This window comes from Curtobacterium sp. MCJR17_055 (genome assembly GCF_003224335.1).
Lineage (GTDB): Bacteria > Actinomycetota > Actinomycetes > Actinomycetales > Microbacteriaceae > Curtobacterium.
On sequence record NZ_QKLF01000004.1, the window covers coordinates 48,409 to 60,087 of the forward strand.

The window sequence follows — 11,679 nt, forward strand, 5'->3', positions numbered from 1 at the left end:
CGAAGTACCTCTGTTCCTCTCGCGTCGACGTCGACGCGCTCGGGTGCGGGGCTGCTGTGTCCCGCTGGGGATGTGATGCTCCAAGTGAGCGCTCACATCATGTTGGTTCTGGTACACGGTGTCAACTCGTCGTGACCGGATCGGTATGTCGCCGCCCCGGACGGGCGCCGCGGTACGGTGACCGGGTGACCACGATGACGACGCCGAACGGCAGGCCCCGCAAGGCCCCGACGATCTTCGACGTCGCCGAGCGCGCGGGCGTCTCGCACCAGACCGTGAGCCGCGTGATCAACGGTGACCCGACGGTCCGTGACGGCTTCCGGTCGCGGGTGACCACCGCGATCGGGGAGCTCGGCTACCGTCCGCGCGCCGCTGCCCGGGCCCTGGCCGGCGGACGGAGCCGTGCACTCGGCCTGGTGAGCGCGGGGGACGCGCTGTACGGACCGTCGAGCACCGCGATCGGGTTCGAGCGGGCCGCGCGCACCGCCGGGTACCACGTGCTCCTCTCGACGCTGCCCGACGACCCCCGGCCGGTCGACCTGTCCGAGGCGCTCACGACGCTGCTCGCCCAGGACGTCGCCGCCGTGGTGCTCGTCGCCGCCGACAACCGCGTGCTCGACGCCCTCGGCTCGCTGACCATGGCCGTGACGGTGCCCGTCGTCGTCGCGAACGCCGTGCAGCGGGACGCCGTGCCGACCGACCTGGTCGTGCCCGGCAGCGGCGGCGCCACCGTCTCGGCCGTCGCCATCGACCAGGCCGCCGGCACGACCATGGCGCTGCAGCATCTGTTCGACCGGGGGCACCGACGGATCGTGCACATCGCCGGACCCGGCGTCTCGCAGGAGGGCGAGGTGCGCCGTGCCACCTACGAGCGGACCATGCGCTCCCGCGGTCTGACCCCGGTCGTGCTCGACGGCGACTGGACCCCGGCGAGCGGGTTCGCGGCCGGGCGGTCCCTGGACGTGACGGCGGTCGACGCGGTCTTCGCGGGGAACGACCAGATGGCGCTCGGCGTCCTGCACGCCTTCGCCGAGGAGGGGCTGCGTGTCCCCGACGACATCGCCGTCGTGGGCTTCGACGACATCCCGGAGGCGGCGCACTTCACCCCGCCGCTGACCACCGTGCGCCAGGACTTCCAGGCGATGGGCGAGCGCGTGCTCGCCTCGGCCCGGGCGCTGCTCGAGGGCGGCCAGCACGACGAGGCGCTGCTGCAGCCGGAGCTGGTGGTGCGGCGCTCGTCCTGAGTTCGGTCGCCGTCGCCGTTCCGCCGACACGGCCGACGAGTTGTCCGCGTGAGCGCTCACGCGCTACGGTGTGAGCGCTCACTCGACGGCGAGAGCAGGAGGCCCCCATGAGCGACGACCGGACCCGCGAGATCGCGGACGGCCGCACGACCCTCGGCATCGAACTCGGTTCGACCCGCATCAAGGCGTGTCTGGTGGGGAAGGACCTGACGGTCATCGCCTCCGGTTCGCACGAGTGGGAGAACGAGTTCGTCGACGGACGCTGGACCTACCCGCTGGCAGCCGTCGAGACCGGTGTCCGTGCCGCGTACGCCGCGCTGGTGGCGGACGTGCAGGAGCAGCACGGCTCCGTCCCGACGGCCTTCCGCGCGGTCGGCGTCTCGGCCATGATGCACGGCTACCTTCCGTTCGACGCAGCGGGCGACCTCCTCGTCCCCTTCCGCACCTGGCGCAACACCTCGACGGGCCCCGCCGCCGCCGCGCTCAGCGACGCGCTCGGGTTCAACATCCCGCTCCGCTGGTCGGTCGCGCACCTGTACCAGGCCGTCCTCGACGACGAGCAGCACGTCGCGCACATCGACGGCATCACGACCCTCGCCGGGTACGTGCACCGCCGCCTGACGGGCCGGGACGTGCTCGGGGTCGGCGACGCCTCCGGGGTGTTCCCGATCGACCCGGCCACGCAGGACTACGACGCCGCGATGCTCAGTGCCGCACAGGACCTCATCGGTGTCCCCGACCTCCGGGTGCTGCTGCCCGAGGTGCTCGTCGCCGGCCAGGACGCCGGCACGCTCACCCCCGAGGGCGCGGCGTGGCTCGACGCGACCGGGACGCTGCAGCCCGGTGCTCCGCTCTGCCCGCCGGAGGGCGACGCCGGCACCGGCATGGTCGCCACGAACGCCGTCGCCCAGCGCACCGGCAACGTCAGCGTCGGCACGAGCATCTTCGCGATGGTCGTCCTCGAACGGCCGCTGTCGACCCCGCACGAGGAGCTCGACGTCGTCACCACGCCCGCCGGTGACGCCGTCGCGATGGTGCACTGCAACAACGGCGCGAGCGAGATCGGCAGCTGGGCCCGGGTCTTCGGGCGCTTCGCCGAGGCCGCCGGCGCCCCGGTCGACGGCGACACGGTGTTCCGCACGCTCCTCGACGAGGCAGCGGACGCCGACACCGACGCCGGCGGACTGCTCGCGGTGAACTACCTGGCCGGCGAGCCCGTCACGGGTGTCGAGGACGGTCGCCCGCTGCTCCTCCGCGCGCCCGACGCCCGCTTCACGCTCGGCAACCTCGTCCGCGCGGAGCTCATGGGCGCGTTCGCGACGCTCGCGATCGGCATGGAGGTCCTGCACGGCGAGGGCGTCGCCGTCGACCGCATGACCGCGCACGGCGGGCTCTTCCGGACGCCCGGGCTGCCGCAGCGCCAGCTCGCCGCGGCCCTCCGCGTGCCGGTCGCCCTCGAGGCAACCGCGAGCGAGGGCGGAGCGTGGGGCATCGCCGTCCTGGCCGCCTACCTCGAGCACGCCGCCGACAGCTCCCTCGCCGAGTACCTCGACACCACGGTCTTCGGGTCCGCCGCGACGAACGTCGTCGAGCCCGACGACCGCGACGTCGCCGGCTTCACCGCGTACCTCGACCGCTTCCGCGCCGCGCTGCCGATCCAGGCGATCGCGGCCACGGTGCCGGGCGCGACCACCCGCGGCGGCGTACCGACGGAGGCGGGCGAGCCGGGCCTCCAGACCGACACCGACGCCGACCCCCAGCAGGAACAGGACGTGATCTGATGACCGACGACACCACCCGCGCGGCCGTGGCGGCCGCGCGCGAGCGCGTGGCCCGCCTGCACGGCGAACTCGTGCGCTACGGCCTGGTGATCTGGACCGGCGGCAACGTCTCCGAGCGCGTGCCCGGCACCGACCTCTTCGTGATCAAGCCGAGCGGCGTCGTCAGCGAGGACCTCGCGCCCGAGAACCAGGTCGTCTGCACCCTCGACGGTGTGCCGGCCGACGGGTGGGGCAACGAGCACGGCCCGTCGAGCGACACCGCCGCGCACGCCTACGTGTACCGCAACATGCCCGAGGTGAACGGCGTCGTGCACACCCACTCGACGTACGCCACCGCCTGGGCCGCCCGGGCCGAGGCGATCCCGTGCGTCATCACCGCGATGGCGGACGAGTTCGGCGGACCGATCCCGGTCGGCCCGTTCGCGATCATCGGCGACGACACCATCGGCCGCGGCATCGTCGAGACCCTGTCCGGACACCGCTCCCGAGCGGTGCTCATGCAGAACCACGGCGTCTTCACGATCGGCAAGGACGCGAGGGACGCCGTCAAGGCCGCGGTGATGTGCGAGGACGTCGCCCGCACCGTGCACATCGCGAAGCAGGGCGGCGAGCTCGTCCCGATCGCGCAGGACAACATCGACCGGTTGTTCGACCGGTACCAGAACGTCTACGGACAGAACCCCGAAGGAGCCATGCGATGACGCAGGACACCCCCGTCGACCCCCAGGCCACGCTCGACGGCTACGAGGTGTGGTTCCTCACCGGGTCCCAGGGCCTGTACGGCGAGGAGACCCTCCGCCAGGTCGAGGAGCAGAGCCGCGCCGTGCACGAGACGCTCGCCGGTGCCCTGCCGGTGAAGCTCGTGTGGAAGCCCGTGCTCAAGGACGCCGACGGCATCCGCCGGGCCCTCATCGAGGCGAGCGCGGACGACAAGGTCATCGGCGTCACGACGTGGATGCACACGTTCAGCCCCGCGAAGATGTGGATCAGCGGCCTCAACGCGCTGACGAAGCCGCTGCTGCACCTGCACACGCAGGCGAACGTCGCGCTGCCGTGGGCGGACATCGACTTCGACTTCATGAACCTCAACCAGGCCGCGCACGGCGACCGCGAGTTCGGGTACGCGCTGGCCCGCATGGGCGTCCGGCACGCCACCGCCGTCGGTCACGTGTCCGACCCGCGGGTGCAGCAGCGGGTGTCCGACTGGACCCGTGCCGCCGCCGGTGCCGCCGCGATCCGTCAGCTCAAGCTGACGCGCTTCGGCGACAACATGCGCTACGTCGCCGTGACCGAGGGCGACAAGACCGAGGCCGAGATCGAGCTCGGCGTCCAGGTCAACACCTGGGGTGTCAACGACCTCGTCGCGGCCGTCGAGACCGCGACGGCCGACACCGCCGCCGTCGACGCGCTCGTCGCGGAGTACGACGCGGCCTACGACCTCGTGCCGGAACTGCGGGACGGCGGCGAGCGTCGCCAGTCCCTGCGCGACGGCGCCGCGATCGAGCTCGGCCTCCGCGCCATGCTCGCCGAGAACGGCTCCGCCGCGTTCACCACGAACTTCGAGGACCTCGGCACGCTCAAGCAGCTGCCCGGCCTCGCGGTGCAGCGGCTCATGGCCGACGGGTACGGGTTCGGTGCCGAGGGCGACTGGAAGACCGCCGTGCTCGTCCGCGCGATGAACGTGGCCGGCGCCGGTCTCCCCGGTGGCGCCTCGCTCATGGAGGACTACACGTACGACCTCACCCCGGGCGCGGAGAAGATCCTCGGCGCACACATGCTCGAGGTCTCGCCCACGCTGACGTCGTCCACCCCGACGCTCGAGATCCACCCGCTCGGCATCGGCGGCAAGGACGACCCGGTGCGCCTGGTCTTCACCGCCGACGCCGGACCCGCCGTGGTCGCCGCGCTGTCCGACACGCGCGACGGCTTCCGCCTCACCGCGAACGTCGTCGAGGTCGTCGAGCCCACCGAGGCGCTGCCGAACCTGCCCGTCGGCCGTGCCGTCTGGGAGCCGCAGCCGTCGTTCCCGGTGTCCGCCGAGGCCTGGCTCACCGCCGGTGCCGCGCACCACACCGTGATGACGACCGCCGTCGGCATCCAGGTGGTCGAGGACCTCGCGACGATGATCGGCACCGAGTTCCTGGTCATCGACGAGCACACCACGCTGCGCGGCTTCCGCGACGAGGTCCGCACGCAGCAGACCTGGCACCGGCTCGACCGGGGCTTCTGAGCCGGTCGGGAGGCCTACGATGAGCGACGTGATCGACGACGACACCACCACCGCAGCCCACACCCGCACCAACTGGGCGGGGAACGTCACCTACTCGGCGAGCCACCTGGCGGAACCGACGAGCCTCGACGAACTCCAGCGGCTGGTCGCCACCACCCCGCGCCTGACGGCGCTCGGGTCGCGGCACTCGTTCAACACCATCGCCGACACCGACGCGGTGCAGGTGACGCTCACGGGCCTCCCGCCCGAACTCGACGTGGACGGCGAGCGGCGCGTGGCGCGCGTCGCCGCCGGCCTCACGCACGCCCAGGTGGCCGTCGCCCTGGAGGCCCGTGGCTGGGCACTCGCGAACCTCGCCTCCCTGCCGCACATCTCCGTCGCCGGTGCCGTCGCGACCGGCACCCACGGCTCGGGTGTCGGCAACGCCTCGCTGGCGCAGTCGGTCGTCGGGGTCGAGATCGTGCGGGCCTCCGGGGAGGTCGAGCTCGTCGGCGCGGACGACCCCCGGCTCGACGCGCACCGGGTCGCGCTCGGCGCACTCGGCGTCGTCGTCGCGGTGCACCTCGCCGTCGAACCGAGCTACCGCGTCGCCCAGACGGTGCACACCGGCCTCGGGTGGGACGTCGTCGACGCGCAGTTCGAGCAGATCATGTCGGCCGGGTACAGCGTCAGCATGTTCACCGGGTACACCGCCGACGGCGTCCGCCAGATCTGGACGAAGCGGCGCGAGGACCGGGACGACGCGGTCATCGACCTCGCCGCGCTCGGGGCCGTCGCCGGCGCCGAACCGATCCACCCCGTACCGGGCAGCGAGACCGCGGGCGTCACCGAACAGGGCGGCGTGCCCGGACCCTGGCACGAGCGGCTCCCGCACTTCCGGTCGTCGTTCACGCCGTCCGCCGGCGAGGAGATCCAGGCGGAGTACATGGTCGCCGCCACGGACGCCGTCCCCGCGATCCAGGCCCTGCGCGAGATCGGCGAGGCCATCGCACCGGTGCTCTTCGTCTCCGAGATCCGACGCATCGCGGCGGACGACGCCTGGCTCGCGCCGAGCTCGGGACAGGACTCGGTCGCGTTCCACTTCACCTTCCGTCGGCAGACCGAGGACGTGGCCGTCGCGCTGCCCCTCATCGAGAACGCCCTCGCGCCCTTCGCTCCCCGTCCGCACTGGGGGAAGGTCACCGCGGCGACGCCGGAGCGGCTGCACCAGGTCTACCCGCAGCTCGGGGCGTTCGCGGCACTCGCGCGGGACCTCGACCCGCAGGGCCGGTTCCGCAACCCGTTCCTGGACCGCGTGCTCGGCTGACGCGCGCGGCGCAGTGGACCGGAGCGCCCCGCACCGCTGGATGCGGCGCGGGGCGCCCGTGTCACTGGCCCGTGCGGCGCAGGTCGAGCAGGAACCGGGCGAGAGTCACGAGCAAACTCGCGATCCCCAACCACGGGACCTGACGCCTGGGCCGGCGTTCGGTGTCTTGCGACATCGAGTACCTCCTGGTGTCATCGCCGGCGGACACGAGGAGCGTGAGCCAGGGGTGTGCCGCCGAGCGGGCTCGGCTACACTCTTCCCGAGTGCTGAACTCGGGGAACGGTGTCTTCCCCTGGCCCTCCACTCGGAGAGCGAACCGAAGCCCGGGACTGTTTGCCCAGTCCCGGGCTTCACTCGTCCGCCCTGAACGCGCTCCGGCGGTCGCGCGCTCGCCGTTCAGCCTAACGGCCTGATACACGTATTCCAGTTGCGCGTTGCCGCTGCGTCGCCGCCGCTCACAGGGGATGCCGGGGGAGTGCACCGGCAGCGCACCGGTGCACTGCCGCGTGCGCACATGTGAGGACGCAAAGGTCAGGTATGGCGAACCTGAACCGCATCCTCGGCATGGCCTCGAAGGTCATCGACAAGCAACTCCAGAAGCGCTCCGGCCAGCCCGGTGCCGGGAACCAGGGCGGTGCGCAGCAGCCGGGCGGCATGCAGCAGTACCGGCAGCCCGGTCGATTGGGTGGCACCGACTGGCGCGGCCTGGTCCGGACGGCCGCGGACAGGTTGACCGGTGACGACCGGAGCGGCCACGACTCCGCGCGGCAGCCGCAGCAGCCGACCGGACAGCAGCCGTACGGGCAGCCGACCGGTGGGCGACCCGCACGCACGCCCGCGACCGATGCCGACCGTGTGGCGATCGCGAAGTACGACTACCTGCTGAAGACCGCGGACCCCGAGCGTCTGGAGCAGGCGCACCACGACGCGTTCGCTCGCCTGACCCCGGAGCAGCGACAGCAGGTGCTCCAGCGACTCAACGCCGAGGTCCCGCAGCACGACCGGTCGACCGATGCGTCCCCGGCCGGCTTGGCGAGGGCCGCGACCCGGGGCGAGACGAGCCGTCCGGGGACGATGCGGAAGGTCCTCGCCGGCACCGCGATCGGTGGCGGAGCACTCGCGGTCGGCGGACTCGCGGTGGCGGTCGCGGGCGGCGCGGTCCTCAGCGCGGCAGCGGGACCGGTGCTCGCGCAGGCGGCTGACCTCGGCGTCGACTTCGAGGGCGTCGCGTCCGGCCTGGGCGACACCGTGAGCGGTGGGCTCAGTGACCTCGGCGGTGGCGTCGAGGGTGTCGCCGCACAGGGTGAGCAGGCACTCGGCGGGCTCGGCGACCAGGTCGGGAACCTCGGCGAGGGCTTCCAGTGGCCCGGGATCGGCGACTTCTTCGACCGCTGAGCCGGTCTGGAGGTCGCCCCCCTGGTCCGTCGTCGGCGTGCGCCCCGACGGACCAGGCCGGCCTCAGAAGTACGTGATCCCGTGCGGCGTGCGCGGCGGGGTCAGCATCGACCGCAGCAGGGTCGGGGCGGCCTCGTCGGCGGCGAGCAGCAGCCCGGCGGCCGCCAGGGTCTGCGGCGACACCGACCCGATGAGCACCGCTCCGAGGTCGGCGACGTCGAGCGCGATGTCGGAGCCGGCCGCGTCGGCGTCGTCGGCCAGTCGGGTGACGGTGCCACAGGCCTCCCGGACGTCGAGCCGGTACGTGCCGGACGCGTGGCCGAGCGCATCCGTGACGGCGAGCGTGAGCGATCCGTCGACCGCGTACGGGCGGGACTCGAGCACGGCGGCGACGTCCAGGACGCGGAGCCAGACGTGGTCCTCCTCGTGGTCGACGTCGAACGCGCGGTTGTCGGCGACGGCGGCGACGATCGGGTCGTCCAGACGCGAGCGGTCGTAGACGACCACGTCGTTCAGGTCGATCGAGAGCAGGAACTCCCACAGCGACAGGTAGGCCTCGTCGGTCACGTAGACGAGGTCGACGACCTCGACGCGGGTGTCCTCACCGGTCTTGCCCTCGACGACGCGCCAGGTGACGTAGCCGTCGACCTCGTCCGAGCCGTCGGGGCGGTGCACGGCGGCGCGGACGTCCTTCGCCTTCTGGCCGTCGCGGCCGATCTCCCCGAACACGATCGGCCACGTGCCGGTGTTGCGGACCATCGAGCCCGGTGTGCGGGCGTGGAACCGGGCGAAGACCTCCTGGCCGACGCCGTCCGCGAGCCACTGCGGCGGGACCACCGCGACCGTGCCGGTGGTCGGGGCGAGGAAGGGGAGCGCGCGGGCGCGGCGGACACGGACCGCACGCTCGCGGATGGCGCAGCCGAACCCGAAGCGGCGGTAGATCGTGCCCTCGGACGCCGTGAGGGACGCCATCGCGTACCCCTCGGCGACACCGCGCTCGAGCGCGTGCGTCATCATCCGCCGGAGGATCCCGCGCCGACGCTCGGTCGGGCGGACGGTCACCGCGGACACCGCCTGCGTGTCGATCGCGGTCCCGTCACCCCAGCTGAGCGCCTTCCGGAACCACGTGAACGTGCCAGCGGGCCAGGTCTCGTCGACCGACCCCGACGCTGGCTGTCGGACGTACACCCCGAGGAAGGTCTCCTGGTCGGCGATCATGTGCGCCGCCATGCGGGCTGCCGCTTCGTCGGTCTCGGTCGGCTCGTGGAAGCCGAGGCCGACGGCGTCCATCCACGGCTTCGTCCTGCTGTCCGGAGCTCCCTGGTCGTCGGTCCCCGGGTGGAACTCCCGGAGCTCGTAGCGGTCGGCGGACGCGTCGTTGATCGATCCCACGTGGCCGACCCTACCGGCGTCCGGTGGCGGTCGTCAGGGCATCCGGCGGGCGGCCTCCTGGGCGACGACCCGGTCGCGGTCCGGCATCGCGCGCATCTGCTGCAGCGGCCGCTGCATGCGCGGGTTCCGGCGGAGCTCCGGCTCGGCGCGGTCCAGGAAGGCCCAGTACCCGGCGGTGAACGGGCACGCGTCGGGGCCCAGACGCCGGGTCGGGTCGAACCGGCAGCCCCCGCAGTGGTCGGTCATCCGGTCGATGTAGCGGCCGCCGGCGGCGTAGGGCTTCGTCGCCACGACCCCGCCGTCGGCGTGCTGGGACATCCCGATGACGTTCGCCGGCATCACCCAGTCGGTACCGTCGACGAACACGTCGGTGAACCACCCGGTCAGCGCGACCGGGTCGTAGCCGCGCTGCAGCGCCCAGTTGCCGAGGACCATGAGCCGTTGGATGTGGTGCACCCAGCCGTGGTCGCGGAGGTCGTCGAGGGCGACGGTGAGACAGACCGCGTCCACCTCGGTCGCGTCCAGCTCCCGCCACCAGGCCGGGAGGCCCCTTCCGGCTCCGACGGCCGGCCCGCGCCCGGCGCGCTCCGGCTCCGGGGCGGACGGTCGCGCTCCGAGGGCTCCGGCGTCGCTGCCGTAGTCGTCCCCGAGCCACCAGTACAGGTGCCAGACGTAGTCGCGCCAGCCGGCGATCTGGCGGACGAACCCCTCGACGCTCGCCAGCGGGGCCGCACCCTGCTCGTGCGCCCGGAGTGCCGCACCGATGGCATCGCGCGGGTCGAGCACGCCGAGGTTGAGCGGCACGCTGAGCAGGGAGTGCGCCATCGTCCGGTCGTTCGTCAGCACGGCGTCCTCGTACGGGCCGAAGTCCCCGAGCCGGACCGCGACGAAGTCGTCGAGCGCGGCCTGCGCCTCGTCGGCCGTGACCGCGAACCGCCGTCGGTCGTCACGCCCGACGAAGCGCACGAGTCCGTCGCGCTCCCAGCGGTCCAGGTCGGCCCGGACCTCCTCGTCGACCTCGTCCTCGGTCGGCGACCACGGCTCGGGCAGGCCGAGGGTCGTGGCCCCACGTGGCGGTGGCTGCCGGTTCTGCGCGTCGAGGCTGAACGCGCCGCCGAGGGGCGCGTCGTGCCGCATCAACCAGCCCTCGCGGCGCCGGACCCGCTCGTAGTGGGTCTCCATGACGAAACGTCCGCCCTGGTCGGCTGCCCATGCGGCGAAGTCGTCCTCGTCGGTGACGAACCCGCGGCTCGGGAGCACGACGGTGTCGTGGCCGTGCTGCCGGACCTCCCCGCGCAGGACGCGCGACGGCGGGTCGACCACCTCGAGCGCGTGCTGACCGACCAGGGCGTCGCGGAGTCGCTCCACCTGGACGTGCTCGGCCCGGTCGCCGAGGTCCCGGACGCGGTGCCGCAGGGCGCTGAGCCACAGGTGCGCCTTCGTCCGGCGGACGGGGCGGGCGGTCAGGAACTCGCGCGCCTCGACGACCACCGTGCGCCCGCCGTCGTCGAAGAGGGGACCGTACTGTCCGGGCAGGACCAGGCGGCGGCGCGGGGTGTCGGTCACGCCGGGGACGCTACGCGGGACACCCGACACCGACACCGCCGCTCAGTCGGTCGCGCCGCGGGGTGGGTCGACGAGCAGGGCGACGCGGTCGTCGAGGTAGGCGGCGAGCGGCACGTCGGTGCCCGCCGTCGCCGACCAGCGGACCCGGGGGGTGCCGTCGCGGACGAACAGCGTGCCGTTGCCGTCGACCAGGGAGTCGTCGAGGGGGATCGGCGTCGCGCCGTGGTTCACGGTGTCGCCCGGGGCGAAGTGCCCCTTCGCCGCGGCTGCCCGGTAGGCACGGCGGACCTCGGCGGACACGGACACGAACTGCGCGCGGCCGGCCTCGGTGACCCGGGTGATGGACCCGGTCGACCACACCCGCCCGGCCGTCTCGGGCGAGGAGCCGAGCAGCAGCGCCCCGACGCGCCAGACCCGGCCGAGCGAGCGGATCGTCGGGTCACGTCGGATCCCGAGCACCGGCTTCGGCTCGACGTACTCCCCGAGCGCCTCGTCCCGGGTACCGGCCGCACCGAGTCGGTCCGCCGCCCCGGCGAGCAGCACCCGCGCCCGTTCCACCCCGTCCCTCACCCGCCAGAGCCTAGACGCGGCAGGATGGTCGAGCGGTCGGGGTACGAGCAGCTGTGGTCGCGCTCGGTTCGCTGGGGTTCACTGGTGGTCCGGTCCGATCCCGGCCTGTCGCCGCAGCTGCGTCACCGACGACGCGACCGGGCGGTCGGCACCCTGGCCACCGCCACCACGACGTCCGTCGCACCGATGCTCGTC

The 11,679-nt window shown here is 73.2% G+C and carries 9 protein-coding genes; 6 read left to right on the forward strand and 3 right to left on the reverse strand.

Annotated features, from left to right (window positions below; genetic code table 11):
* Window positions 1–194 precede the first annotated feature (194 nt).
* The 6 genes from DEJ16_RS09960 to DEJ16_RS09990 all read left to right on the forward strand — a co-directional run bounded on the left by DEJ16_RS09960 (window position 195) and on the right by DEJ16_RS09990 (window position 7,956).
* Window positions 195–1,244 (forward strand): substrate-binding domain-containing protein, encoded by a 1,050-nt coding sequence (locus tag DEJ16_RS09960; protein WP_258365946.1) that lies wholly within the window; start codon window positions 195–197, stop codon window positions 1,242–1,244.
* 107 nt (window positions 1,245–1,351) lie between these two features.
* A complete protein-coding gene (locus DEJ16_RS09965; RefSeq protein WP_110824774.1) occupies window positions 1,352–3,025 on the forward strand; it encodes a xylulokinase in 1,674 nt (557 codons plus the stop codon).
* Entirely contained in the window at window positions 3,025–3,726 is a 702-nt protein-coding gene (locus tag DEJ16_RS09970; RefSeq protein WP_110824773.1) for an L-ribulose-5-phosphate 4-epimerase, read from the forward strand. Before DEJ16_RS09965 ends, DEJ16_RS09970 begins: the two co-directional genes overlap by 1 nt.
* Window positions 3,723–5,255: an L-arabinose isomerase gene (araA, locus tag DEJ16_RS09975; protein ID WP_110824772.1), complete on the forward strand. Its 1,533-nt coding sequence runs from the start codon at window positions 3,723–3,725 to the stop codon at window positions 5,253–5,255. Before DEJ16_RS09970 ends, araA begins: the two co-directional genes overlap by 4 nt.
* Window positions 5,256–5,283: 28 nt before the next feature.
* A complete protein-coding gene (locus DEJ16_RS09980; protein ID WP_258365912.1) occupies window positions 5,284–6,561 on the forward strand; it encodes an FAD-binding protein in 1,278 nt (425 codons plus the stop codon).
* A gap of 537 nt (window positions 6,562–7,098) precedes the next feature.
* Window positions 7,099–7,956, forward strand: coding sequence for a cation-transporting ATPase (locus DEJ16_RS09990; RefSeq protein WP_110824769.1), 858 nt, complete (start codon window positions 7,099–7,101; stop codon window positions 7,954–7,956).
* A gap of 63 nt (window positions 7,957–8,019) precedes the next feature.
* On the opposite strand, the gene DEJ16_RS09995 is transcribed toward DEJ16_RS09990, so the two are convergent.
* From DEJ16_RS09995 to DEJ16_RS15975, 3 genes are read right to left on the reverse strand one after another with little or no spacing between them, the layout of a single operon-like run.
* The gene (locus tag DEJ16_RS09995; protein WP_110824768.1) at window positions 8,020–9,348 is read right to left on the reverse strand and encodes a GNAT family N-acetyltransferase; all 1,329 of its coding nucleotides are present in this window, start codon (window positions 9,346–9,348) and stop codon (window positions 8,020–8,022) included.
* A 33-nt stretch (window positions 9,349–9,381) separates the two neighbouring features.
* The gene (locus DEJ16_RS10000) at window positions 9,382–10,914 is read right to left on the reverse strand and encodes a cryptochrome/photolyase family protein (RefSeq protein ID WP_258365913.1); all 1,533 of its coding nucleotides are present in this window, start codon (window positions 10,912–10,914) and stop codon (window positions 9,382–9,384) included.
* A gap of 42 nt (window positions 10,915–10,956) precedes the next feature.
* Entirely contained in the window at window positions 10,957–11,484 is a 528-nt protein-coding gene (locus DEJ16_RS15975) for a hypothetical protein (protein ID WP_258365914.1), read from the reverse strand.
* Between the last annotated feature and the right edge of the window lie 195 nt (window positions 11,485–11,679).

Coding starts and splice junctions, on each gene's coding strand:
- DEJ16_RS09960 (WP_258365946.1), top strand. CDS start 195: ATGACGACGCCGAACGGCAGGCCCCGCAAGGCCCCGACGATCTTCGAC.
- DEJ16_RS09965 (WP_110824774.1), top strand. CDS start 1,352: ATGAGCGACGACCGGACCCGCGAGATCGCGGACGGCCGCACGACCCTC.
- DEJ16_RS09970 (WP_110824773.1), top strand. CDS start 3,025: ATGACCGACGACACCACCCGCGCGGCCGTGGCGGCCGCGCGCGAGCGC.
- araA (WP_110824772.1), top strand. CDS start 3,723: ATGACGCAGGACACCCCCGTCGACCCCCAGGCCACGCTCGACGGCTAC.
- DEJ16_RS09990 (WP_110824769.1), top strand. CDS start 7,099: ATGGCGAACCTGAACCGCATCCTCGGCATGGCCTCGAAGGTCATCGAC.